Below are 25380 nucleotides of genomic sequence, written 5' to 3' on the forward strand. Positions count from 1 at the left end.
TGAGTGATGAACAGTCCTGTATCCCGTCGCGGATTTCTCAAGGGCAGTGCCGTGCTTGGCGGTGGTCTCGTCGTGGCGTTTGTGGTGCCCGGTGGCAATCGCTTTGCCACGGCAGCGGAAAATGAAGGCAAGGCCTTTGCGCCGAACGCGTTCCTGCGGATTGCGCCGGACAACAGCGTCACGGTGCTGCTCGGCCATTCGGAAATGGGTCAGGGCATCTGGACCGGCCTGACCATGCTGATTGCCGAAGAACTGGACGCCGACTGGTCGAAAATCCGCGTCGAGCACTCGCCGGCCTCGGCTGCCGACTACGGCATGCCGGCGTTTGGCGGGATGCAGATCACCGGCGGGTCAACCTCGACCTGGATGGAGTTCGACCGTTACCGGCTCGCAGGTGCCACGGCACGGCAGATGTTGATCGAGGCGGCGGCGAAGCGTTTCAACGTGGCGCCGTCGACGATCCGCACCGACTCCGGTGTGGTGATTGCCGGTGACAACCGCGCCACCTACGGCGAACTGGCGGATGCCGCCGGACAACTGCCGGTGCCGGATCCGAAGTCGATCACCTTCAAGGAAGCCAAGGACTGGAAAGTCATCGGCAAACCCACCAGACGCCTCGATACCCCGGAGAAAATCACCGGTCGCGCCAAGTTCGGTATGGACGTGCAATTCGACGGATTGATGACCGCCATGGTTGCCCGGGCGCCGGTGTTTGGCGCCAGCGTCAAATCCTTTGAAGGCGCGCAAGCGCTGGCCATTCCCGGCGTGCGCAAAGTAGTGCAGGTGCCGACCGGCGTGGCGGTGATTGCCGATCATTACTGGGCGGCGAAGCTCGGTCGTGATGCATTGAAAGTCGATTGGGATCTGGGGCCGCACGCGGATCTGAGCAGCGAAAAACTGCTGGAGAGTTTCCGCAAACTCGCCGCCACACCGGGCATTTCCGCCAGTCAGGCCGGGGATGCCAAGGGCAGTTTTGGCAAGGCGGCGAAGAAAATCGATGTCGAGTACAGCGTGCCTTATCTGGCTCATGCGCCGATGGAACCGCTGAACTGTACGGTGAAGATCACCGCCGACAAATGCGAGATCTGGACCGGTACGCAATTTCAGACGCTGGACCAAATGATCGCCGGCAAGATCACCGGGCTGAAACCGGAGCAGGTGGAAATCCACACCGAATTCCTCGGCGGCGGCTTTGGCCGGCGAGCCAACCCGACCTCGGACTTTGTCGCCGAAGCGGTGCAAGTGGCCAAGGCTGCCGCGATGCCGGTGAAAACCGTGTGGTCGCGGGAGGATGACATTCGCGGCGGCTACTACCGCTCGATGTTCCTGCATCAGGCGCGGATCGGCCTTGGCGCAGACGGCATGCCGCTGGCGTGGCAGCACGTGCTGGTCGGCCAGTCGATCATGGCCGGCACCATGCTGGAAAAAACCATGGTCAAGAACGGCGTCGACCAGACCTCGGTCGAGGGCGTGGCCGACAGTCCGTACATCCAGGGGCTGGCGGATCATCAGGTCGATCTGCATTCGCCGGCCACCGGGATCAATGTGCTGTGGCTGCGCTCGGTGGGGCATAGCCACACCGCGTTTGTCATGGAGTCGCTGATCGATGAAATGGCCACGGCGGCGGGCAAGGACCCGGTGGAGTACCGGCGAACGTTGCTCAAGGATCACGCCCGTCACCTTGGCGTGCTGAATCTGGCGGTGGAAAAAGCCAACTGGAAAGCGCCGCTGCCGGACGGCCATGCGCTGGGCGTGGCGGTTCACGAGTCATTCGGCAGCTATGTCGCGCAAGTTGCCGAAGTGTCCCAGGACAACCTGAAAATCCGCGTGCACCGGGTGGTGTGTGCGGTGGATTGCGGAATTGCGGTCAATCCGCAGAGCATCGCGGCGCAGATGGAGTCGTGCATCACCTTCGGCCTGGGCATGGCGTTGCACAGCAAACTGACGCTCAAGGACGGTCAGGTCGTGCAGTCCAACTATCACGACTATCAGGTGCTGCGGCTGAACGAGATGCCGGTGGTCGAGGTGCATATCGTGCCGAGCACGGACAAGCCCGGTGGCATCGGCGAGGCCGGTGTGCCGCCCACCGCGCCGGCCGTGGCCAACGCGGTGTTTGCCCTGACCGGGCAGCGTCTGCGGGAACTGCCGCTGCAACTGTCGGGGGTGTGAGATGAAACGACATCTGTTGTTGGGCACGGTGATTCTGGTCGGGTTGGGTGGTTACGCTTCGGACCTGTTCGCTGACGATCAGGAAGCCTTGAAAGCCTTTGGCACGGTGCAGAAAGTGTTCCAGAGCCCGCGTTGCCAGAACTGCCACGTCCCCGGCGATTCACCGTTGCAGTTCGACGCCGGCACGCCCCACGCGATGAACGTGGTGCGTGGCATGGACGGCAAGGGCGCCGCCGGTTTGCCCTGCGCCACCTGCCACGCCGAGAGCAATCCGCCGGCCAGTTACGGCCCCCACGCGCCACCCGGCGCGCCGCACTGGAGCCTGCCGCCGGCCTCGCACAAGATGGCCTGGATCGGCCTGCCGCCGGATCGTCTGTGCGCGATGATCAAGGATCGCAGCAGCAATGGCGACCGGGATTTCGCTGCGCTGATCAAGCACGTCAGTGAGGACAAACTGGTGCTCTGGGGCTGGAATCCCGGAGCGGGGCGGCAACCGGTACCGGTGCCCCACGACATCTTCGTCAGTCAGTTCAAGCTGTGGGCGGATGCAGGCGGGCCATGTCCGGTGGCAGGTGGCTGAGAAGTTGAGTCATCGCCGAATCGGTCTACGCTAAAGACCACTGATGACAATGGAGTGTACTGATGCTGGTTCCAGGCAAACCCGCCAATGAGGCGGCTCGGGTTCAGGCGCTGTATGGATTGAACCTCCTCGATACTGCCCCCGAAGAACGATTCGACCGCCTGACCCGTCTGGCCAGGCGCCTGTTCAATGTACCGATTGCCCTGGTCACGCTGGTGGACAAGGAGCGGCAATGGTTCAAGTCCTGCGTGGGGCTGGACACTACCGAAACGCCACGTTCTGTTTCGTTCTGCGGCCACGCGATCCTCAAGGACGAGCTGCTGCTGGTGCCCGATGCCCGCGAGGACGAGCGTTTCCACGACAATCCGTTGGTGACCGGTGACCCGAACATCCGCTTCTACGCCGGTTACCCGCTGACCGTGCCCAACGGCAACAAGATGGGCACCTTGTGCCTGATCGACACCAAACCCCGGGAACTCGACGACGAAGAACGCGAGTTGCTGCGCGATCTCGCCGGCATGGCCGAGCAGGAGCTGATGGCCGTGCAGATGGCGAGCATGGACGAGCTGACGCTGCTGTCCAACCGCCGGGGCTTCAAGATGCTGGCCCAGCATGCGCTGGACGCCTGCGCACGGATGGACAAACCGGCGACGCTGCTGTTTTTCGACCTCAACGACTTCAAGCAGATCAACGATCTGTATGGGCATGCCGAGGGCGACAGTGCGCTCAAGACCTTCGCCGATGTGTTGCGCATTGCCTTTCGCGAGAGCGACGTGGTCGGGCGCTTGGGGGGCGATGAGTTCGTGGCGCTGCTGACCGGCTCCAGCCACATCGAAACCACGGCAATCATGGCGCGGCTCAAGGAAATCCTCGAGGAGCGCAATGCGACGTTGCATCGGGGTTATGCGATTCGTTTCAGTGTCGGCCAGATCGAATACGACCCGCGACGGCATGAAACCGTGGACAAGTTGCTGGCGGATGCGGATGGGGCGATGTATGCCCATAAGCAGGCCTTGAAGCGTTGTTAGTGCCGGCGCCATCGCTGGCTTGCCAGCGATGGCGCCCGGATGAACGCCGCAAAGTCACTTGGCAAACAACTGCCCGATATCCTTGAACGCCTTGAACTCCAGCGCATTGCCGCAAGGGTCGAACAGAAACATTGTCGCCTGTTCGCCCACCTGACCCTGAAAACGAATCCCCGGCTCGATCACGAACCGCGTGCCCAGCGATTTCAGGCGCTCGGCCAGCGCGTGCCATTCCTCCATTCCCAGTACCACACCAAAATGCGGCACCGGCACGTCATGCCCGTCCACGGCATTGGTGTGGGCCGCTTCTTGCGAGGCGTTTTTCGGCGCCAGGTGAATCACCAGTTGATGCCCGAAGAAATTGAAGTCGACCCAGTGATCGCTGGAGCGGCCTTCCTCAAGGCCGAACACTTCACGGTAAAAATGCCGGGCGGCGGCGAGGTCGTATACGGGAATGGCCAGATGGAAAGGGCTGAGTGGCATGGGAAGGCCTCAATCGACGGTTGGGTGACCTGAGTCTAGCGCTGTGCTTTTCAATTGTGGGAGCGAGCCTGCTCGCGATGACGGTATCAGGCGCACCGGGGGCGTGGATTGATACATCGCGATCAGTCAGCAGGCTGAGTCCCACAGAAAAAACGATACTGCTCAAATCGCAGGCAATAAAAAGCCCGCCAATTGGCGGGCTTTTTTATCGGCAGCGCGAAGATTACTCTTCGATGTTGCCCATGGCGGTGGTGTTGAAGCCGCCGTCCACGTAGGTGATTTCACCGCTGATGCCGGACGCCAGGTCCGAGCACAGGAAGGCGCCGACGTTGCCGACTTCTTCGATGGTGACGTTGCGACGCAGAGGGGTCTGCGCTTCGTTGGCGGCCAGCATCTTGCGGAAGCTCTTGATGCCGGAAGCGGCCAGGGTGCGGATCGGGCCGGCCGATACGCAGTTGACGCGAGTGCCTTCCGGGCCCAGGGAGCCGGCCAGGTAACGTACGCCGGCTTCCAGCGAAGCCTTGGCCATGCCCATGACGTTGTAGTTCGGCATGGTGCGCTCGGCGCCCAGGTAGGACAGGGTCAGCAGGCTGCCGTTGCGGCCTTTCATCATTTCGCGACCGGCCTTGGCCAGAGCGACGAAGCTGTAGGCGCTGATGTCGTGGGAGATGCGGTAGCCTTCACGGGTGGTGACTTCGGTGAAGTCGCCGTCCAGCTGGTCACCCGGTGCGAAGCCCACGGAGTGCACGATGCAGTCCAGGCCGTCCCACTTCTTGCTCAGTTCTTCGAAGACCTTGGCGATTTCTTCATCGCTGGCCACGTCGCACGGGAAGCACAGCTCAGGGCTCGAGCCCCAGCCCTGTGCGAACTCTTCAACGCGACCTTTCAGTTTTTCGTTCTGATAAGTGAAGGCAAGCTCAGCGCCCTCGCGATGCATGGCGGCAGCGATGCCGGATGCGATGGACAGCTTGCTGGCGACACCGACGATCAGTACGCGCTTACCGGCGAGAAAACCCATGTGTTGCTCCTCTTTCAGGTTATTGCGCAGTGGCTGGTGCCAGAAAAGCGGCTTCCAGCAACTGCTGTGTATACGGATGTTGGGGGGCGGCAAAAATACTTTGCGCGTCTCCCTGTTCGACCACTTGGCCATGCTTGACCACCATCAACTGGTGGCTCAGCGCTTTCACAACAGCCAGATCATGGCTGATGAACAAATACGTCAGGTTGTACTTGGCTTGCAGTGAACGCAACAGCTCCACCACTTGCCGCTGCACCGTCCGGTCGAGGGCCGAAGTCGGCTCGTCCAGAAGGATCAGCGCCGGTTTGAGCACCAAAGCCCGGGCAATGGCGATACGCTGCCGCTGCCCACCGGAAAATTCGTGGGGGTAGCGGTGCCGGGTTTCCGGATCCAGACCTACCTCCTTCAATGCCGCAATAATCGCCGCTTCCTGCTCGGAGGCGGTGCCCATCTTGTGGATCCGCAGGCCTTCGCCAACGATGTCGCTCACGCACATCCGCGGGCTCAGGCTGCCGAACGGGTCCTGAAACACCACCTGCATCTCCCGACGCAACGGGCGAACCTCGTTCTGCGTCAGGCAGTCTAGCTGCTTGCCTTCAAAACGGATTGCGCCTTTGCTGCCGATGAGCCGCAAAATCGCCAGACCGAGGGTGGATTTGCCGGAACCGCTTTCCCCCACGATCCCCAGGGTCTGACCCTGAGGCAGGCTGAAATTGATGCCGTCCACTGCCTTGACGTGATCCACCGTGCGTTTGAGCAGGCCTTTCTTGATCGGGAACCAGACTTTCAAGTCCTCGACCTGCAACAGCGGCGCGCCGATTTTATTGCTCGCCGGGCCTCCGCTGGGCTCCGCCGCCAGCAGCTCCCGAGTGTACGGATGCTGCGGAGAACGGAACAGCTCTGCGCACGATGCCTGTTCGACGATGCAACCGCGCTGCATGACACATACGCGATGCGCAATTCTTCGCACCAGGTTCAAATCGTGACTGATCAGTAGCAGCGCCATGCCCAATCGAGCCTGCAATTCCTTGAGCAGGTCGAGGATTTTCAGCTGAACGGTCACGTCCAGCGCGGTGGTCGGCTCGTCGGCGATCAGCAGTTCCGGCTCGTTGGCCAGGGCCATGGCGATCATCACCCGCTGGCGCTGGCCGCCGGACAACTCGTGGGGCAGGGCCTTGAGGCGTTTGTGCGGCTCGGGGATGCCGACCATTTCCAGCAGTTCCAGCGTGCGCTTGGTCGCGACCTTGCCGGTCAGGCCTTTGTGGATGCCGAGGATCTCGTTGATCTGCTTTTCGATGGAATGCAGCGGATTGAGCGAGGTCATCGGCTCCTGAAAGATCATCGCGATCCGGTTGCCACGGATGTGACGGATGGTCTTTTCGCTCAGTTCCAGCAGGTTCTGCCCGGAATAAGTGATGCTGCCGGCCGGATGGCGGGCCAGCGGGTAGGGCAGCAGGCGCAGGATCGAGTGCGCAGTCACCGACTTGCCCGAGCCGGATTCGCCCACCAGCGCCAGAGTCTCGCCACGCTTGATGTCGAAGCTCACACGTTCCACCACCCGATGGGCGCGATCGCCCGTGCCGAATTCGACGGCGAGGTCGCGGATTTCGATCAGATTGTCCTGATTCATTTCACTTCCTCGGGTCGAAGGCATCGCGAGCGGACTCGCCGATAAACACCAGCAAACTCAGCATCAGCGCCAGCACCGCAAACGCGCTCATGCCCAGCCACGGCGCCTGCAGGTTGGATTTGCCCTGGGCCACCAGTTCACCCAGCGACGGACTGCCGGCCGGCAAGCCGAAACCGAGGAAGTCCAGTGCGGTGAGGGTGCCGATGGCGCCGGTCAGGATGAACGGCATGTAGGTCATGGTCGAAACCATGGCGTTGGGCAGGATGTGGCGGAACATGATCGCGCCGTTCTGCATCCCCAGCGCCCGGGCCGCACGCACGTATTCGAGGTTGCGCCCGCGCAGGAACTCGGCGCGCACCACGTCCACCAGGCTCATCCACGAGAACAGCAGCATGATCCCCAGCAGCCACCAGAAATTCGGCTGGACGAAACTGGCGAGAATGATCAGCAGGTACAGCACCGGCAAGCCCGACCAGATCTCCAGAAAACGCTGGCCGGCCAGATCCACCCAGCCACCATAGAAGCCCTGCAAGGCCCCGGCAATTACGCCGATGATCGAGCTGAGCACGGTCAGGGTCAGGGCGAACAGCACGGAAATACGGAAGCCGTAGATCACCCGCGCCAGCACATCGCGGCCCTGATCGTCGGTGCCCAGCAGGTTCACCGTCGAGGGCGGGGCAGGGGCCGGGACTTTCAGGTCGTAGTTGATGCTCTGGTAACTGAACGGAATCGGCGCCCACAACACCCACGCGTCCTTGGCCTTGAGCAGTTCCTGGATGTACGGGCTCTTGTAGTTGGCCTCCGGGGGAATTCGCCGCCGAAGGTGGTTTCCGGGTAACGCTTGATCGCCGGGAAGTACCAGTTGTTGTCGTAGTGCACCACCAGCGGCTTGTCGTTGGCGATCAGTTCGGCGCCGAGGCTCAGGCCGAACAGGATCAGGAACAGCCACAGCGACCACCAGCCACGCTTGTTGGCCTTGAACAGTTCGAAGCGCCGGCGGTTGAGCGGGGACAGGTTCATCTCAATGCTCCCGGCTGGCGAAGTCGATGCGCGGATCGACCAGGGTGTAGGTGAGGTCGCCGATCAGTTTCACCACCAGCCCCAGGAGGGTGAAGATGAACAGGGTGCCGAACACCACCGGGTAATCGCGGTTGATCGCCGCTTCGAAACTCATCAGGCCGAGGCCGTCGAGGGAGAAGATCACCTCCACCAGCAGGGAGCCGGTGAAGAAGATGCCAATGAATGCCGACGGGAATCCGGCAATCACCAGCAGCATCGCGTTGCGGAATACATGGCCGTAGAGCACGCGATGGCGGGTCAGGCCCTTGGCTTTGGCGGTGACCACGTACTGTTTGTTGATTTCGTCGAGGAAGCTGTTTTTGGTCAGCAGGGTCATGGTCGCGAAGTTGCCGATCACCAGCGCCGTTACCGGCAGCGCCAGGTGCCAGAAGTAGTCGAGAACCTTGCCGCCCAGGCTCAGCTCGTCAAAGTTGTTTGACGTCAGACCGCGTAAAGGAAACCAGTCCAGATAACTGCCGCCGGCAAACACCACGATCAGCAGGATGGCGAACAGGAACGCGGGGATCGCATAACCGACGATGATTGCCGAACTGGTCCAGACGTCGAAGTGACTGCCGTGCCGCGTGGCCTTGGCGATCCCCAGCGGGATCGACACCAGGTACATGATCAGCGTGCTCCACAGCCCGAGGGAGATCGATACCGGCATCTTTTCCTTGATCAGGTCGATGACCTTGGCGTCGCGGAAAAAGCTGTCACCGAAATCCAGCCGCGCGTAGTTCTTGACCATGATCCACAGCCGTTCCGGCGCCGACTTGTCGAAACCGTACATGTGCTCGATTTCCTTGATCAGCGCCGGGTCCAGGCCTTGCGCGCCGCGATAGGCGGAGCCGGCCACCGACACTTCGGCACCGCCGCCGGCGATGCGACTGGTGGCGCCTTCGAAGCCTTCGAGCTTGGCGATCATCTGCTCCACCGGCCCGCCGGGCGCGGCCTGGATGATCACGAAGTTGATCAGCAGAATGCCGAACAGGGTCGGGATGATCAGCAGCAGTCGCCGAAAAATGTACGCCAGCATCTGATTACTCCGTGCCCACAGGGTCGGCTTGCAGTTGGGTTTGCACTTCTACCGCAGGTTTCGTGTCGGGCTTGACCCACCAGGTATTAATGCCGATGTCGTATTTGGGGGAGACTTTCGGATGGCCGATGTGGTTCCAGTAAGCTACGCGCCAGGTCTTGATGTGCCAGTTGGGGATCACGTAGTAACCCCATTGCAGCACGCGGTCCAGCGCCCGGGCGTGGGCCACCAGGCTTTTGCGCGAGTCGGCGTTGATCAGGCTCTCGACCAGTTGATCGACGATCGGGTCTTTCAGGCCCATGGAGTTGCGGCTGCTCGGTTTGTCGGCGGCGGCGCTCATCCAGAACTCCCGTTGTTCGTTACCCGGCGAGTTGGATTGCGGGAAACTGCCGACGATCATGTCGAAGTCCCGCGAACGCACACGGTTGACGTACTGCGAGACGTCGACGCGGCGGATCACCAGATCGATACCCAGGTCGGCGAGATTGCGCTTGAACGGCAGCAGCACCCGTTCGAATTCGGTCTGGGCCAGCAGGAACTCGATGACCACCGGTTTGCCGGTGGTGTCGACCATTTTGTCGTCGACGATCTTCCAGCCGGCCTCTTGCAGCAGTTGATAGGCTTCACGTTGCTGCAGGCGGATCATGCCGCTGGCGTCGGTCTTGGGGTTTTCGAAGGCTTCGCTGAACACCTGCGCCGGGAGCTGGCGCCGGAACGGGTCGAGGATCGCCAGTTGATCGGCGTCCGGCAGGCCGGTGGCGGCCATTTCCGAGTTTTCGAAGTAGCTGCGCGTACGCACGTAGGCGCTGTTGAACAGTTGCTTGTTGGTCCATTCGAAGTCGAGCAACAGACCCAGTGCCTGACGCACACGAACGTCCTGGAACACCGGACGGCGCAGGTTGAAGACGAAGCCCTGCATGCCGGTCGGGTTGCCGTTGGGGATCAGTTCCTTGACCAGTCGGCCCTCGGTGACGGCCGGGATGTTGTAGGCGTTGGCCCAGTTCTTCGCGGTCATTTCCAGCCAGTAGTCGAACTGCCCGGCCTTCAGCGCTTCCAGGGCGACGGTGTTGTCGCGGAAGTAGTCGGTGGTCATCACATCGAAATTGTAGAAACCGCGATTGACCGGCAGGTCCTTGCCCCAGTAATCCTTGACCCGCTCGTAACGTACCGAGCGTCCGGCCTTCACTTCGGCGACCTTGTACGGGCCGCTGCCCAGCGGGATTTCCAGATTGCCCTTGTTGAAATCGCGACTGGCCCACCAGTGTTTCGGCAGCACCGGCAACTGGCCAAGGATCAGCGGCAGCTCGCGATTGTTGTTGTGCTTGAACTTGAACAGCACCGTCAGCGGGTCTTCGGCGACGGCTTCTTCGACGTCGCTGTAGTAGCCGCGGAACATCGGCGAGCCTTCTTTGGTCAGGGTCTCGAAGCTGAACACCACGTCTTCGGCGCGCACCGGGTGACCGTCATGGAAGCGCGCTTCGGGGCGCAGGTAGAAGCGCACCCAGCTGTTGTCCGGGGCCTTTTCGATCTTGCCGGCGATCAGGCCGTACTCGGTGAAGGGTTCGTCGAGGCTGTGCCGGGTCAGGGTGTCGTAGATCTGCCCGACATCGTCCGCCGGCACGCCCTTGCTGATGAACGGGTTGAGGCTGTCGAAACCGCCGAAACCGGCCTGGCGGAAAACCCCGCCCTTGGGCGCATTGGGGTCGACGTAATCGAAATGCTTGAAATCGGCGGGGTATTTCGGCGGCTCGTTGTACAGGGTCACGGCGTGTTGCGGGGCGGCGCAGGCCAGCCCGGCGAACAACAGGCCGCAAGCCTGCACGAGCAGGGTGCGAACAGCGTTCATTGACCTTTCTCCGAAGATTTCAGCCACCACGCGCTCAGGCCCAGGGTGTAGGGCGGCGTGGTGACGAAGGCGAACCGGTTGCGGTACGCCAGGCGGTGATAATTGAGGTACCAGTTGGGAATGCTGTAGTGCTGCCAGAGCAGCACGCGGTCCAGCGCCTTGCCGGCGGCGACCTGTTCATCGCGGGTGCGGGCGGCGAGCAGTTGCTCGAGCAGATGATCGACCACCGGGTTGGCGATGCCCGCGTAATTCTTGCTGCCCTTGACCCCGACCTGGCTGGAGTGGAAGTACTGCCACTGTTCCAGTCCCGGGCTGAGGGTCTGATTGAGGGTCATGAGGATCATGTCGAAGTCGAACTGATCCAGGCGCTGCTTGTATTGCGCGCGATCCACCGTGCGCAGGCGCGCATCGATGCCGATGCTGTTGAGGTTCTCGATGTACGGCTGGAGGATCCGCTCAAGGTTCGGATTGACCAGCAGCAGTTCGAAACTCAGCGGTTGGCCGGCGGCGTTCTGCAGGCGCTGGCCATTGAGCTTCCAGCCGGCCTCGGCCAGCAGCGCCAGGGCCTTGCGCATGGTTTCCCGGGGAATGCCGCGTCCGTCGGTCTGCGGCAGCGTGAACGGCTCGGTGAACAGCCGGGCCGGCAGTTGATCCTTGTACGGCTTGAGCATCAGCCATTCGTGGCCGACGGGCAGACCGCTGGCGCTGAATTCGCTGTTCGGGTAATAGCTGGTGGTGCGCTGGTAGGCATCGCTGAACAGCGCGCGGTTGGTCCACTCGAAGTCGAACATCAGGCCTAACGCTTCGCGGGTTTTCACGTCCGAGAAGGTGGCTCGCCGGGTGTTCATGAACAGGCCCTGGCTCTGGGTCGGGATCTGGTGCGGGATCTGCGCCTTGATCACGTCGCCACGACGCACGGCCGGGAAGTTGTAGCCATTGGCCCAGTTCTTCGCCTGATGCTCGATATAGATGTCGAACTCGCCGGCCTTGAAGGCTTCGAAGGCCACGTCGCTGTCGCGGTAGAACTCGACTTCCATGCGATCGAAGTTGTATTTGCCGCGATTGACCGGCAAGTCCTTGCCCCAGTAATCCTTGACCCGTTCGAAAATCAGCTGCCGCCCGGGTGTCACCGAAGTGATGCGATAAGGCCCGCTGCCGAGCGGCGGCTCGAAGGTGGTGGCCTTGAAGTCACGGCCCTTCCAGTAATGCTGGGGCAGCACCGGCAACTCGCCCAGGCGCAGGATCAGCAGCGGATTGCCCGAGCGCTTCATGATGAAGCGGATGCGCTGCGGGTTGAGGATGTCGACCCGCGACACTTCTTGAAGCGCCGTGCGGTACAGCGGATGACCTTCCTTGAGCAGCGTCCGATAGGAGAACGCCACGTCGTAGGCGGTGATCGGCGTGCCATCGTGGAAGCGCGCTTCCGGGCGCAGGTTGAACACCACCCAGCTGCGGTCTTCGCTGTATTCCACCGACTGGGCGATCAGGCCATAGCTGGAGGCCGGCTCGTCGCCGGACGGCGAATACTGGCCGGTGCCGACCATCAGCGGCTCGTTCAGCTCGTTGATGCCGTACTGCAGGAAATTCGGGGTGGTGACCGGGCTGGTGCCCTTGAAGGTGTAAGGATTGAGCGTATCGAAGGTGCCAAACGCCATCACCCGCAAGGTGCCGCCCTTGGGCGCTTGCGGGTTGACCCAGTCGAAGTGGGTAAATCTGGCCGGGTACTTGAGCGTGCCGAACTGCGCATAACCGTGGCTTTCGGTGATCGTGGCGCTGACGGGGGAGCTCAAGGCCAGGCTGATCAGGAGCAGGAGGAGGGGACGCTTCAAGTCAGATCCGATCCAGGCGGCTTGGGCTTTGTGGGCCGTACAGTAACAGCTTGTATGGACAGGAAAAAGACAGAGGTTAATGTGGGGTTAATCGACTGGGCCAGGTTCCCCTCACCCTAGCCCTCTCCCGGAGGGAGAGGGGACTGACCTAGGTGTTCTTTCAAGCTACACCGACCTGAAATATCGAGTTGGACTCAGATTCCGAAAAGCCCCCAATCGGCTCCCTTTCCCCCTCTCCCCTTGGGGGAGAGGGCTGGGCGGGCGGCGTTCCGATGAGGGGGTAAGATTTTGGTGGCAGCGACAGAATCAAGCCTGACGACAGACGAAAAAAAGCCCCTGAATTTCAGGGGCTCTTTGTCAGTGCGGCTGGTAGACCGTGAGCATCTGCCCAGGCTTGAGCGCCTTGCCGGCGCCCGGGTTCCAGCGCTTGAGATGCTGCATCTCGACGTTGAAACGCTTGGCCACCACGTACAGCGTGTCGCCGCGCTGGACCTTGTATTGGGTCTGCTGCTTGCTGTCGTCCTTGGCTTTGGCCTTGCTGTTGGCCGCGATCACGGTGTTGATGCGCCCGCCGGTCTTGCCGGCCGGGGTGCGTTTGGTGGTGTCCTGCATGACCAGGGTCTGGCCGACCTTGAGGTTCTTGCCGGTCAGCTTGTTCCAGCGTTGCAGGTCCTTGACGTCGACCTTGTTGGCCTTGGCGATGGAGCCGAGGTTGTCGCCGCGTTTGACCCGGTACGCACGCTTGAGCTTCGCGACTTCGGTCGGGTCGGCGCCTTCGAAGACCGGTTTCAGCGAACGAGGGCTGATCAGTTCTTCAGGGCGCATGGTCTGCAGGCTGGCGGTCAGCAGTTGGGCCTTCGAGGTCGGCACCAGCAGGTGCTGCGGCCCGTCGATGGTGGTGCGCTGCTTGAACGCCGGGTTGAGCTGGAACAGCTCGTCTTCGTCGATGTTGGCCACGGCGGCGACCTTGGACAGGTCCATGCGCTGGTTGATTTCGACGACCCGGAAGTAAGGCTCGTTGGCGATCGGGTTGAGGTTGACCCCGTAGGCTTCCGGCGACAGCACCACTTGCGACAGCGCCAGCAGTTTCGGTACGTACGCCTGGGTTTCCGCCGGCAGCGGCAGGTTCCAGTAGTCGGTTGGCAGGCCGAGCTTTTCGTTGCGTTCGATGGCGCGGCTGACCGTGCCTTCGCCGGCATTGTAGGCCGCCAGGGCCAGCAGCCAGTCGCCGTTGAACATGTCGTGCAGGCGGGTCAGGTAATCCATCGCTGCAGTGGTCGAGGCGGTGATGTCGCGACGGCCATCGTAGAAACGGGTCTGGCGCAGGTTGTAGTAACGCCCGGTGGAAGGGATGAATTGCCAGAGCCCCACCGCGTCGGCCCGGGAATAGGCCATCGGGTTGTAGGCGCTTTCAATCACTGGCAGCAGGGCCAGTTCCAGCGGCATGTTGCGTTCTTCGAGGCGTTCGACGATGTAATGAATGTAGAGGCTGCCGCGCTCGCCGGCGTTCTCGAGAAAGGAAGGGTTACTGGCGAACCACAGGCGCTGTTGCTCGATGCGCGGGTTTACGCCCAGACCTTCCTGAAGCTGAAAACCGCCGCGCATGCGTTCCCAGATGTCCTGAGGCACCTGCGGGCTGGGCTTTTCGGACAACCAGATGGGCTTCTGCTTGGCTCGCGCAGCAATGTTCGGCGTATGGGTCGCTTCAGTCTGCGGAGCATGGCTGGAACAGCCCGCCAGTGTGGCGGACACAGCCACCGCGATGGCTTGCGCCAGGCGGGTCAATGCGTCTGAATTGACGGACTTACGTATGGATGACGACATTGGCTGGAAGTAAGTTCCGGGCAAAAATGTCGGGCGATTCTAGAAAGCGCACCCCCTGCGGTCAACCATTCAGCGTTTTTGTACCAAGTGGTGAACGGCTTAGAACTTATCTTTCCAAGCCCGCAGAGCCGCAAAAACCTCACTCGGCGCCCGGTTTTGAGCGCCATTCCGTTCGTCCACTTTTTGTGTAACTAATGTTTCACTGGTACGCAGAAACGGATTTGTGAGCTTTTCCAGGGCAATGGTCGAGGGCAGGGTCATGACCCCGTTCTGCCGTTGCTGGCTGACTTTTTCCAGACGGGCGGCAATGTCCGGGTTGCCCGGCTCCACCGCAGCGGCGAATTTCAGGTTGCTCAGGGTGTATTCGTGGGTGCAGTAGACCAGCGTGTCTTCCGGCAGGGCCGCCAGACGACCGAGCGAATGGTGCATCTGCTCCGGCGTGCCTTCGAACAACCGGCCGCAACCGGCGGCGAACAGGGTGTCGCCGCAGAACAGCAGGCCGTGGTGGTAATAGGCGATGTGCCCCAGGGTGTGACCGGGAACGGCGTAGACATCGAAATCCCAGCCGAGCACGCGAACCTGGTCGTTGTCCTTGAGCGCGACGTCCCGTCCCGGAATGCTTTCGCTGGCCGGACCGTAGACAGTCGCGCCCGTAGCCTTTTTAAGCGTCTCGACGCCGCCGACATGATCATGGTGATGATGAGTGATCAGAATATCGCCCAGCACCCAGCCCGGATGCGCGGCAAGCCACGCCTGCACGGGGGCGGCATCTCCCGGATCGACCACCGCGCAACGCTGGGTGGCATGATCCTGTAACAACCAGATGTAGTTGTCGGTGAAGGCGGGCAGGGCACTGATCTGTATCATCTTCGGATTCGCCAAGCGGGTAACATTGGCGCATCTTAGAGGTTCCTGGCGTGTTGGAGAATGCAATGATCGATAAAGCGTTCGCTCAGGCCGATCCTGACTGGCTGGCCCTGATCGGGGCGGCCCGTGAATGGCTGTCCGGTCCCCTCGGGCAATTTCTGCTGGACGAGGAGCGGCGCATGCTCGAAGACGAGCTCGGCCGGTTCTTCGGCGGCTATCTGGTGCATTACGGGCCGTCCGCCGAAACACCGCCGTCGGCGCCGCAGGTGCAGCGCAACGTGCGGCTCGGTGCGCCATTGCCCGGCGTCGAGATCGTCTGCGAAGAGCAGGCCTGGCCGTTGAGTGAACACGCCGCCGACGTGGTGGTGTTGCAGCACGGTCTGGATTTCTGCCTGTCGCCCCATGGCCTGCTGCGTGAAGCGGCCAGCAGCGTGCGCCCCGGCGGGCATCTGTTGATTGTCGGGATCAATCCCTGGAGCACCTGGGGCCTGCGCCATGTGTTTGCTCACGATGCGCTGCATCAGGCGCGCTGCATCTCGCCGTCGCGGGTCGCCGACTGGCTCAATCTGCTGGGCTTCGCGCTGGAGAAACGCCGCTTCGGGTGCTATCGTCCGCCGCTCGCGTCACCCAAGTGGCAGGCCCGTCTGGCCGGCTGGGAACGCAAGGCCGGCGACTGGCAACTGGCGGGCGGCGGCTTCTATCTGTTGGTTGCACGCAAGATCGTGGTCGGCCTGCGTCCAGTGCGTCAGGAACGCCGCGAGCCGATGGGCAAGCTGATCCCGCTGCCGATGGCCAAGGTCAATCGTCGCCGCATCGAACCGTAAACCTTCTTTTATTGTGGCCGGGTTTGTCCCGGCCCGGGCCGTTGTCGATCCGTGATCGGCGGGGCCAGGCATTTTTCTGGATAGATTGGCATGAGCGAAAGCGTCGATAGCGTAGAACTGTTCACTGACGGCGCCTGCAAGGGCAACCCCGGCCCCGGCGGCTGGGGCGCCTTGCTGGTGTGCAAGGGCGTCGAAAAGGAACTGTGGGGCGGCGAAGCCAACACCACCAACAACCGCATGGAGCTGCTCGGCGCGATTCGCGGCCTCGAAGCCCTCAAGCGTCCGTGCGAAGTGCTGCTGGTGACCGACTCGCAATACGTGATGAAAGGCATCAATGAGTGGATGGCCAACTGGAAGAAGCGCGGCTGGAAAACCGCTGCCAAGGAGCCAGTAAAAAATGCCGACCTGTGGAAAGAGCTGGACGAGCAGGTCAACCGCCACAAGGTCACCTGGAAATGGGTTCGCGGCCACATCGGCCACCACGGCAACGAACGGGCCGACCAGTTGGCCAACCGTGGCGTGGATGAAGTGCGCGGCTACAAGCAGGACTGATCAGAGCATCAGAATGGCCTTGGCCAGTTGCTGGTCGGTGGCGGACAGTTCTGGCAACAGGCTGCGAATCCGCTTGAACGCCGCTTCCATCCGGGCGCCCCGAATGTCCCCGTCGCTGGCCACGAACGCCGCCGCATCGTCCTTGGCGGCCAGCACGAGCTTGTCGTCCTTGAACGAACCGCTGGTGCCTTTGCTGGAGCTGAGCGTCAGGCTCAGGGTGATGTCAGTGCTGATGACAAAACTGGTGGCGTGCGCTTCAGTCATCAGCAAGCAGCCGCCGAGCAATAAAAACCGTGCAGTCTTCATGAGGTGTTCGAGTCCGTGAGAAACAGGCCGCGCACGCTAACAAGCCGGTTTGCCCCAGACTTTATGAACATTGCTAATGATTGTTAAAAACTGCATGAGCGCCGATCACCCGGCGGTGCGCGACTCGCGCCACCGGCGTGTTAACATCGCCGCTTTTGCACGATTGACCCGTTGAGAGCTGAACACTGATGGCCACCAGATCCGTTGTACTCGATACCGAAACCACCGGCATGCCGGTGACCGATGGTCACCGGATCATTGAAATCGGTTGCGTCGAGCTGATCGGTCGGCGCCTGACGGGGCGGCACTTTCACGTCTACCTGCAACCGGATCGCGAAAGTGATGAAGGCGCGATCGGCGTCCACGGCATCACCAACGAATTCCTCGTCGGCAAACCGCGTTTCGCCGAAGTGGCCGATGAGTTCTTCGAGTTCATCAACGGCGCCCAACTGATCATCCATAACGCGGCGTTCGACGTTGGCTTCATCAACAACGAATTCGCCCTGATGGGCCAGCAGGATCGCGCGGACATCACGCAGCATTGCACGATCCTCGACACCCTGATGATGGCCCGGGAACGTCACCCGGGTCAGCGCAACAGCCTCGATGCCCTGTGCAAACGCTACGGCGTCGACAACTCCGGCCGTGAGCTGCACGGCGCTTTGCTCGACTCGGAGATTCTCGCCGACGTCTACCTGACCATGACCGGTGGCCAGACCAGCCTCTCGCTGGCCGGCAACGCTTCCGACGGTAACGGCACGGGCGAAGGCGCGGACAACTCCGCCACTGAAATCCGTCGTCTGCCGGCGGATCGCAAGCCGGGGCGGATCATTCGCGCCACCGAAGCCGAACTGGCCGAGCACCAGGTGCGTCTGGAAATCATCGCCAAATCCGCTGGTGCACCGGCGCTGTGGACTCAGCTGCTGGAAGCCGAAGCCCAGGCTTGAAGATAAAAGGATCGTCCGAAGGCGCAGGCTGCGTCCGGACGATCCTTTGTTTTTGGCAGTACTGACAACTGGCCACCCTCGCCACATCCGCTCCGACCCTCTACCCTGAGGACATTGGCAGATCACTCTCCGCCGCCTCAGGACACTGAGCCCCATGTACAAAGATCTGAAGTTCCCGGTGTTGATCGTCCACCGCGACATCAAGGCCGACACGGTTGCCGGCGAACGCATTCGCGGCATCGCCCGTGAACTCGAGCAGGAAGGTTTCAGCATCGTTTCGGCCACGGACTACACCGAGGGCCGGCTGGTGGCGTCGACCCACCATGGTCTGGCGTGCATGTTGATTGCCGCCGAAGACGCCAGCACCAATTCCCATTTGTTACAGAACATGGCCGAACTGATCGGTCTGGCCCGGGTGCGGGCGCCGGATCTGCCGATTTTCGCGCTGGGTGAGCAGGTCACCCTGGAAAACGCTCCGGCCGATGCCATGGCCGAATTGAATCAGTTGCGCGGCATTCTTTACCTGTTCGAAGACACCGTGCCGTTTCTGGCCCGGCAGGTCGCACGGGCGGCGCGCAAGTATCTGGACGGGTTGTTGCCGCCGTTCTTCAAGGCCTTGGTGCAGCACACTGCCGACTCCAATTATTCCTGGCACACCCCGGGGCATGGCGGCGGGGTGGCGTATCACAAGAGCCCAGTGGGGCAGGCATTTCACCAGTTCTTTGGGGAAAACACTCTGCGCTCGGACTTGTCGGTATCGGTGCCGGAGCTGGGTTCGCTGCTCGATCACACCGGCCCTTTGGCCGAGGCAGAAGCAAGGGCTGCGCGCAATTTCGGCGCCGATCACACCTTTTTCGTGATCAATGGCACCTCGACCGCCAACAAAATCGTCTGGCATTCGATGGTCGGGCGCGATGATCTGGTGCTGGTGGATCGCAACTGCCACAAGTCGGTGTTGCACGCGATCATCATGACCGGCGCGATTCCGCTGTACCTGTGCCCGGAGCGTAACGAGCTGGGGATCATCGGCCCGATTCCGTTAAACGAATTCAGCCGCGAATCGATCCAGGCCAAGATTGATGCGAGCCCGTTGACCAAGGGCCGCGAGCCGAAAGTCAAACTCGCCGTGGTGACCAACTCTACTTACGACGGCCTCTGTTACAACGCCGAACTGATCAAGCAAAGCCTGGGCAACAGCGTCGAAGTCCTGCATTTCGACGAAGCCTGGTACGCCTACGCGGCATTTCACGAATTCTTTGCTGGACGCTACGGCATGGCCACCTCGCGCAGTGCCGACAGTCCGCTGGTGTTTACCACCCATTCCACCCACAAACTGTTGGCAGCGTTCAGCCAGGCTTCGATGATTCATGTGCAGGACGGCGGCGCGCGGCAGCTGGATCGCGACCGGTTCAACGAAGCATTCATGATGCACATCTCGACATCGCCGCAGTACAGCATCATTGCGTCGCTGGACGTGGCCTCGGCCATGATGGAAGGCCCGGCCGGGCGTTCGCTGTTGCAGGAAACCTTCGACGAGGCCCTGAGCTTTCGCCGGGCGTTGGCCAATCTGCGTGGGCACATCGACGCCAATGACTGGTGGTTCTCGATCTGGCAGCCGCCGGGTGTCGAGGGCATCGACCGGGTGCAGACCGAAGACTGGCTGCTGAAGCCCGAGGCGGACTGGCACGGTTTCGGCGAGGTCAGCGACGACTATGTGCTGCTCGACCCGATCAAGGTCACTCTGGTGATGCCCGGCCTGACCGCTGGCGGCGCGTTGAGCGACAAGGGGATTCCGGCGGCGGTGGTCAGTCGTTTCCTCTGGGAGCGCGGACTAGTGGTGGAGAAAACCGGGCTGTATTCGTTCCTGGTGCTGTTCTCCATGGGCATCACCAAGGGCAAATGGAGCACGCTGCTGACCGAGCTTTTGGAGTTCAAGCGCAGCTACGACGCCAACGTCAGCCTCGACACCTGCCTGAAGTGTGTCGCCCAGGAAGACCCGGCGCGTTATCGCGGCATGGGGCTGCGCGACCTGTGCGATCAGCTCCACGCCTGCTATCGCAGCAATGCCACCGCCAGACACCTCAAACGCATGTACACCGTGTTGCCGGAAATCGCCATGAAACCGGCCCACGCCTACGATCAACTGGTGCGCGGCGAAGTCGAGGCGGTGCCGATCGATGAGCTGGAGGGGCGGGTCGCGGCGGTGATGCTGGTGCCTTATCCGCCGGGGATCCCGTTGATCATGCCCGGCGAGCGTTTTACCGAATCCACCCGGTCGATCATCGATTACCTGAAGTTTGCCCGCACGTTCGATGCGAGTTTTCCGGGTTTCGTGGTCGATGTGCACGGACTGCAACACGAAGACGAGGGCAATGGACGGCACTACACCGTCGATTGCGTCAAGGAATGAGGGCGTTTCCCAGTATGCAACCGGTCATGAATCCAAAATACCCCGGGCTGTCAGTGCGCGTTGCCGACGACGGCTTTGCCGCTTATATCTGGGGCAGTGATTTCAGCTTCGAGGTCGCCGCCTATGGCGCCGCCGAAATCGGCAAGTCCGTCGCGCAGTGGGGTGTGACGCCCATCGTGCCGTACCGCAAGTGCTACGGCATTGATCCCGAGGAGTTCAGCAGTTTTCGCGATGCCGCCGACAGTGCGATTTTCATGGCGTATCTGGAAGACCAGCCGGTGGGGCATCTGGTAATCAGCACCAACTGGAACGGTTTTGCCCATATCGATGAGCTGGCGGTGCATGCGCCGGCACGACGCCATGGTGTGGCGAAAGCGTTGCTGGACGTCGCACAGTTCTGGAGTCGCAAGAAAAAACTGCCGGGGATCATGCTCGAAACCCAGAACAACAACCTCGGTGCCTGCCGCCTGTATGAGCGTTGCGGTTATGTGATTGGTGGCATCGACCATCTGCGTTATCGCGGCATTGATCCGAACACCGCCGAGGTGGCGTTGTTCTGGTATCGATTGTTCGATAATCCGCTGGAAAACCCGATCAGCTCGCCAGCATCGCCTCGGCTTGTTCCGTAACGATACCCAGCAATGTCTGGACTGCCGATGTCGGCGGCGCGTGCTTGAAGGTCAGTGCATAGAGGCTGATCGGCACCGCCGGTGACAACGGGCAAGTATCGATTCCACCGGCCCGGGCACCCAGTGCTGTGAACGGGTCGACGATGGCCAGGCCTTCGCCGGCCTCGACCATGCTGCGCATCATCTGATGGGTCTGCACCCGGGTGTGGATGCTCGGTGCCGGGCGCAGGGCCTGGAGTTTGTGCTCCAGCGCCGGACTCAGCGGGTCCTGGCCTTCGAGGCCGACCATTGCCTGACCGGCCAGGTCCTGCAGCGAAATGTACTTCTGCTTCGGTTGCAGCCAGCCGTGAGGCGCGAGCAGTTGCAGCTTGCCTTGGGCCAGCGGCTGGCAATGGATATCGGGATGTTCGGGATCGTGCAGGCTCAGTCCCAGATCGCTTTCACGCAGCAACAGACTGCGAACGATGTGACGGGTGGGTTCACTGAGCAGCGTGCAGGGCACGTCCGGCAGGCGTCGGCGCAATGCGGCAAGGCTTTGCGGCAACAATTGCTGGGCCAGCGGCGGGGTGCCGATGATTCGAAGGGGCGGGGCGAGGTATTGCTTGAGACTGCTGGCCAGCCGTTGCACCGGTTCCAGCGCGTCATAGATGTGGGCGATTTCGACTTGCAGCGCACGGGCTTCGGCGGTGGCCTGAAGCCGCCCGCGCACGCTGGCGAACAGCATGAAACCCAACTGACTCTCGGCTTCGCGCAGTCGCTCCTCGACATCGCCCGCCGGCAATTGCAGCCATTCGGCGGCGGTGCCCACGTGACCCGTCTGTAAAAGCGCCTGTATCACCTCGATATGACGTAAACGCATGCGTGAAGTCCATGTCCGGCCGTTGGGGTCAGTGGCTGAATCCTACCCCAACTCGGCGCGGATGACTTCTGCTCATAACAATCGGTTATGAAGCGACAGTCGGCTCGGGTTCGCGAATCAACGTGATGCCTGACTGAACCAGCAGGAATTCGTTGTCGTCGATTTTATTGACCCGGTCGCCAATGGCCAGTTTGTAGGTGGTAACAGGCTCCATGCCGGTGAAACCGTCTGCCGACGGGTTGGATTCCTGGAACTCATGCACGGAATAAACGCGGCCTTCCGCATCTCTTGCATGGAACTGACCGACGAGTACTGCTGCCATCTGCTTAGAACCTCTGGAGATAAAACGCTTGATTTGCGGCTTGGTAGACCGTCATCGAGCTTGGTAAGTTTTCCTACAGGAAAAAAATAATCCGGACGTGGGAAATATCCCTCGTCGTCTGGTGGAATCGTCGTTGGATCATCTATAACTACAGGCTCCTCCCACGGACAGTCGAGAGTCTTCCCATGAGCAATGTCTATAACGTCGCGGTAGTGGTCGGCAGCCTGCGTAAAGCATCGATCAATCGCAAGGTCGCGCTGGCGCTGGCGGAACTGGCACCGGCCAACCTCAAGCTGAACATTGTGGAAATTGGCGATCTGCCACTCTATAACGAAGACATCGACGGCGATTCACCGCCGGCAGCCTACAGCACTTTTCGGCAAAAAGTGGCGTCATCCGACGCGGTGCTGTTTGTCACCCCGGAGTACAACCGTTCTGTGCCGGCACCCTTGAAGAACGCCATTGACGTCGGCTCGCGGCCTTATGGCAAGAGTGTCTGGGGCGGCAAACCGGGCGCGGTGATCAGCGTTTCGCCGGGTGCCATCGGCGGTTTCGGCGCCAACCAGCATTTGCGCCAGTCGTTCGTTTTCCTCAACGTGCCGTGCATGCAGCAACCGGAAGCCTACCTGGGCGGCGCCGGTACGGCGTTCGATGAGTCGGGCAAGCTGAACGAGTCGGTCAAGCCGTTCCTGCAGAGCTTCATCAATGCCTATGGCGAGTGGGTAGCGCAGCACAAAAAGTGATCCACTGATTTTTCTGACAACATAACGAACCTGTGGGAGCTGGCTCCCACAGGTTTTTTTGTGGTCTGATTCTTTCCCCTTTTATTGAAGGCTGTCGCGAATGCTCGCTGCGTCACTGATTTTCCTGCTGACCATTACCCTGGTGATCTGGCAACCCAAAGGCCTCGGGGTCGGCTGGAGTGCAACGCTCGGCGCCATTGTCGCGCTGCTTTTTGGCGTGGTGCACCTGAGCGATATTCCGCTGGTGTGGCAGATCATCTGGAACGCCACCGGTACTTTTGTGGCGCTGATCATCATCAGCCTGTTGCTCGACGAAGCGGGGTTCTTTGCCTGGGCCGCGTTGCATGTGGCGCGATGGGGGCGGGGCAGCGGGCGCAAGCTGTTCGCCTTCATGGTATTGCTCGGTGCGCTGGTATCGGCCTTGTTCGCCAATGACGGCGCGGCGCTGATCCTCACGCCCATCGTGATTTCCATGCTGCTGGCCCTGCGCTTTTCGCCGGCGGCGACTTTGGCGTTCGTCATGGGCGCGGGGTTTATCGCCGATACCGCGAGCCTGCCGCTGGTGGTGTCGAACCTGGTCAACATCGTTTCGGCCGACTTCTTTCACATTGGTTTCAATCGTTATGCGGCGGTGATGGTGCCGGTCAACTTCGTCAGCGTCGCGGCCACGCTGGCGGTGTTGTTGTGGTTCTTTCGCCGCGACATTCCGAAAGACTACGACCCTGAACAGCTTGAGCACCCGGAGACGGCGATCCACGACAAGGCCACTTTCTACGCCGGTTGGGCGGTGTTGCTGATTCTGCTGGTGGGCTGTTTCGCCCTGGAACCGCTGGGGATTCCGATCAGTGCGATCTCGGCGGTTTGCGCGGCGTTGTTGCTGGGTATAGCCGCTCGCGGGCACAAGATTTCCACGCGCAAGGTGATGAAAGAGGCGCCGTGGCAGATCGTGATTTTCTCCCTGGGCATGTACCTGGTGGTCTACGGACTGCGCAATGCCGGGCTGACGGATCATCTGGCCGGTTGGCTGGATGCCTTTGCCGGGTATGGCGTGTGGGGCGCGGCCATGGGCACTGGCGTGCTGACCGCGTTGTTGTCGTCGATCATGAACAATCTGCCAACCGTGCTGATCGGTTTGCTGTCGATCGATGCCAGTCAGGCGACCGGTGTGGTGAAAGAGGCGATGATCTACGCCAACGTGATCGGCAGCGACCTTGGGCCGAAGATCACTCCGATCGGCAGTCTGGCGACTCTGCTCTGGCTGCATGTGCTGGAGCGCAAGGACATCCGGATTGGCTGGGGCTATTACTTCAAGGTGGGGATTGTGCTGACGGTACCGGTGTTGCTGGTGACATTGGCGGCGCTGGCGCTGCGGTTGAGCGTCTAACTCTGCCCGGGCACGTTCGGCCACAGATCCGAAACCAGAAACAGCCGCTCGGCTTCTTCCCATTCGCCCCGGGCATTCTCGGTCAGGCGCACCATCAGTTGCGCCGGGGCCAGCGGTTCGAGCTCATTGAGCCAGGCCCGCAGCTGCTCGTGATTCCAGGCCTGATCCGCAGGGTAATGCGCCGGCGCCAGCCACGCATGGCGGGGCAGGGGTTGCCAGCGTCCGGCCGGGCGCTGGGCGATAAACGCCGGCCAGTCCTTTTGATGCAACCAACTGCCGCGCAAGTGCTGCGGATGGGCGCCGCTCGGTGATTCGGAATGCCCGGGCCATGGATACAGCAGATAGCCGCCCAGCCACAGTTGCGCACTGAACGACTCGATATCCAGCGCCGCCAGGGCTTCACGGCTTTCCGGGCGGGCGGAAATCGGTAACTGGTGTTCGCTCAGGTGGGCCAGTTTGCGGTCCAGTCGATCATGGCAACCCGGGCCGAGCCACTGCGCCGGATCGCGGCCGTCACCGTTCTGCGGGCCGAGGTAGAGCTTGATCGCCAGTTCCAGGTGATGCACGCCGTCGCGGTCGCGAAGCAGCATGTCGAGTTCGCCGAGGGTGTGACCCTCGCGGCGGATCGGCAGGTTGGCGGCGATCAGTTCGATCCCCGGCGCATGCTCCACGGCAAACTGCCACAGCCGCTCGTAATACAGGCCCAGACGCCGGGTGCGGGCCTGGGACAGCCATTGCAGCAGACCATAACTGTCCCGGTCGAGCCGGTGCAGCCAGTGCGCCAGCCGCTCAGGGTCATGCACCCAGTCGCTGCCCGCCAGCGGATGGCGTTGCGGCCACGGCGTGGCGGCGAGCATCGGCGGGGCGAGGATCACCCACGCCAGATCGCGCACTTCCGGGTGGCGCAGCTGATGGGGCAACTGGAGCAAATCGGGAAATAGGATCATCTTGCGAGCATAGCCTTAAACGCAGGCGCACTCTCGGGCTGAAAGGGTTTTGTCTATCCGGCGCTTTCGCCCATAATCGTCGTTTTCGCCG

At 61.6% G+C, this 25380-nt stretch carries 22 protein-coding genes and 1 pseudogene; 10 read left to right on the forward strand and 13 right to left on the reverse strand.

Annotated features, from left to right (window positions below):
* The first annotated feature begins 6 nt into the window (after nucleotides 1-6).
* From R1A29_RS10565 to R1A29_RS10575, 3 genes are all read left to right on the forward strand, one after another.
* Complete coding sequence (locus R1A29_RS10565) at nucleotides 7-2169, forward strand: molybdopterin cofactor-binding domain-containing protein (RefSeq protein WP_438301411.1); 2163 nt, start codon at nucleotides 7-9, stop codon at nucleotides 2167-2169.
* Nucleotide 2170: 1 nt separating this feature from the next.
* Complete coding sequence (locus R1A29_RS10570; protein ID WP_438301412.1) at nucleotides 2171-2749, forward strand: hypothetical protein; 579 nt, start codon at nucleotides 2171-2173, stop codon at nucleotides 2747-2749.
* Between the two features lie 62 nt (nucleotides 2750-2811).
* Nucleotides 2812-3777, forward strand: coding sequence for a sensor domain-containing diguanylate cyclase (locus tag R1A29_RS10575; protein ID WP_114882282.1), 966 nt, complete (start codon nucleotides 2812-2814; stop codon nucleotides 3775-3777).
* A gap of 54 nt (nucleotides 3778-3831) precedes the next feature.
* On the opposite strand, the gene R1A29_RS10580 is transcribed toward R1A29_RS10575, so the two are convergent.
* The 9 genes and pseudogenes from R1A29_RS10580 to gloB form a co-directional block, all read right to left on the reverse strand.
* Nucleotides 3832-4257, reverse strand: a complete 426-nt coding sequence (locus R1A29_RS10580; RefSeq protein WP_438301414.1) for a VOC family protein — start codon at nucleotides 4255-4257, stop codon at nucleotides 3832-3834.
* Nucleotides 4258-4480: 223 nt separating this feature from the next.
* Complete coding sequence (gene fabI, locus R1A29_RS10585; RefSeq protein ID WP_085698845.1) at nucleotides 4481-5275, reverse strand: enoyl-ACP reductase FabI; 795 nt, start codon at nucleotides 5273-5275, stop codon at nucleotides 4481-4483.
* A 19-nt stretch (nucleotides 5276-5294) separates the two neighbouring features.
* Entirely contained in the window at nucleotides 5295-6905 is a 1611-nt protein-coding gene (locus tag R1A29_RS10590; protein WP_438301415.1) for an ABC transporter ATP-binding protein, read from the reverse strand.
* A gap of 1 nt (nucleotide 6906) precedes the next feature.
* A pseudogene (locus R1A29_RS10595) lies at nucleotides 6907-7925 on the reverse strand (ABC transporter permease).
* 1 nt (nucleotide 7926) lies between these two features.
* The gene (locus R1A29_RS10600) at nucleotides 7927-9000 is read right to left on the reverse strand and encodes a microcin C ABC transporter permease YejB (RefSeq protein WP_085708600.1); all 1074 of its coding nucleotides are present in this window, start codon (nucleotides 8998-9000) and stop codon (nucleotides 7927-7929) included.
* A gap of 4 nt (nucleotides 9001-9004) precedes the next feature.
* Nucleotides 9005-10846, reverse strand: coding sequence for an extracellular solute-binding protein (locus tag R1A29_RS10605; RefSeq protein ID WP_438301416.1), 1842 nt, complete (start codon nucleotides 10844-10846; stop codon nucleotides 9005-9007).
* The gene (locus R1A29_RS10610; protein ID WP_305836180.1) at nucleotides 10843-12675 is read right to left on the reverse strand and encodes an extracellular solute-binding protein; all 1833 of its coding nucleotides are present in this window, start codon (nucleotides 12673-12675) and stop codon (nucleotides 10843-10845) included. The genes R1A29_RS10605 and R1A29_RS10610 overlap by 4 nt, the downstream gene beginning before the upstream one ends.
* Nucleotides 12676-13032: 357 nt before the next feature.
* Nucleotides 13033-14499 carry a transglycosylase SLT domain-containing protein gene (locus R1A29_RS10615; protein ID WP_438301417.1) on the reverse strand — a complete coding sequence of 489 codons (1467 nt, stop codon included), beginning with the start codon at nucleotides 14497-14499 and terminating at the stop codon, nucleotides 13033-13035.
* 99 nt (nucleotides 14500-14598) lie between these two features.
* Complete coding sequence (gloB, locus tag R1A29_RS10620; RefSeq protein ID WP_265814930.1) at nucleotides 14599-15366, reverse strand: hydroxyacylglutathione hydrolase; 768 nt, start codon at nucleotides 15364-15366, stop codon at nucleotides 14599-14601.
* 65 nt (nucleotides 15367-15431) lie between these two features.
* Here gloB and R1A29_RS10625 point away from each other — a divergent pair, with 65 nt between their 5' ends.
* Nucleotides 15432-16190, forward strand: coding sequence for a methyltransferase domain-containing protein (locus tag R1A29_RS10625; protein ID WP_085708596.1), 759 nt, complete (start codon nucleotides 15432-15434; stop codon nucleotides 16188-16190).
* A 90-nt stretch (nucleotides 16191-16280) separates the two neighbouring features.
* Nucleotides 16281-16742, forward strand: coding sequence for a ribonuclease HI (gene rnhA, locus R1A29_RS10630; protein ID WP_039770807.1), 462 nt, complete (start codon nucleotides 16281-16283; stop codon nucleotides 16740-16742).
* Here the strand turns inward: rnhA and R1A29_RS10635 are convergent, their stop codons facing one another.
* On the reverse strand, nucleotides 16743-17048 hold the full coding sequence (locus tag R1A29_RS10635; protein WP_438301418.1) for a DUF2388 domain-containing protein: 306 nt from the start codon (nucleotides 17046-17048) through the stop codon (nucleotides 16743-16745).
* Between the two features lie 188 nt (nucleotides 17049-17236).
* On the opposite strand from R1A29_RS10635, the gene dnaQ reads away from it, so the two are divergent.
* From dnaQ to R1A29_RS10650, 3 genes are all read left to right on the forward strand, one after another.
* Nucleotides 17237-17995, forward strand: a complete 759-nt coding sequence (gene dnaQ / locus R1A29_RS10640; RefSeq protein ID WP_085708594.1) for a DNA polymerase III subunit epsilon — start codon at nucleotides 17237-17239, stop codon at nucleotides 17993-17995.
* 154 nt (nucleotides 17996-18149) lie between these two features.
* Entirely contained in the window at nucleotides 18150-20405 is a 2256-nt protein-coding gene (locus tag R1A29_RS10645; RefSeq protein ID WP_438301419.1) for an Orn/Lys/Arg decarboxylase N-terminal domain-containing protein, read from the forward strand.
* A gap of 14 nt (nucleotides 20406-20419) precedes the next feature.
* A complete protein-coding gene (locus R1A29_RS10650; protein ID WP_265814925.1) occupies nucleotides 20420-21034 on the forward strand; it encodes a GNAT family N-acetyltransferase in 615 nt (204 codons plus the stop codon).
* Here the strand turns inward: R1A29_RS10650 and R1A29_RS10655 are convergent.
* Both R1A29_RS10655 and R1A29_RS10660 read right to left on the reverse strand, forming a co-directional pair.
* On the reverse strand, nucleotides 21000-21893 hold the full coding sequence (locus R1A29_RS10655) for a LysR family transcriptional regulator (RefSeq protein WP_305836186.1): 894 nt from the start codon (nucleotides 21891-21893) through the stop codon (nucleotides 21000-21002). The two genes, R1A29_RS10650 and R1A29_RS10655, sit on opposite strands and share 35 nt — an antisense overlap.
* A gap of 85 nt (nucleotides 21894-21978) precedes the next feature.
* Nucleotides 21979-22215, reverse strand: a complete 237-nt coding sequence (locus R1A29_RS10660; RefSeq protein WP_085708590.1) for a hypothetical protein — start codon at nucleotides 22213-22215, stop codon at nucleotides 21979-21981.
* A gap of 185 nt (nucleotides 22216-22400) precedes the next feature.
* Between R1A29_RS10660 and R1A29_RS10665 the strand changes: the two genes are divergently transcribed.
* Together R1A29_RS10665 and R1A29_RS10670 are read left to right on the forward strand one after the other, a co-directional pair.
* Nucleotides 22401-22958 carry an NADPH-dependent FMN reductase gene (locus R1A29_RS10665; protein ID WP_114882292.1) on the forward strand — a complete coding sequence of 186 codons (558 nt, stop codon included), beginning with the start codon at nucleotides 22401-22403 and terminating at the stop codon, nucleotides 22956-22958.
* Between the two features lie 100 nt (nucleotides 22959-23058).
* Nucleotides 23059-24342, forward strand: a complete 1284-nt coding sequence (locus R1A29_RS10670; protein ID WP_438301420.1) for an arsenic transporter — start codon at nucleotides 23059-23061, stop codon at nucleotides 24340-24342.
* Here R1A29_RS10670 and R1A29_RS10675 read toward each other — a convergent pair.
* The gene (locus R1A29_RS10675) at nucleotides 24339-25289 is read right to left on the reverse strand and encodes a DUF1853 family protein (protein ID WP_438301421.1); all 951 of its coding nucleotides are present in this window, start codon (nucleotides 25287-25289) and stop codon (nucleotides 24339-24341) included. The genes R1A29_RS10670 and R1A29_RS10675 overlap by 4 nt on opposite strands.
* Between the last annotated feature and the right edge of the window lie 91 nt (nucleotides 25290-25380).

This window comes from Pseudomonas sp. NMS19W (assembly GCF_051554255.1).
GTDB classification, from domain to species: Bacteria; Pseudomonadota; Gammaproteobacteria; order Pseudomonadales; family Pseudomonadaceae; genus Aquipseudomonas; species Aquipseudomonas kribbensis.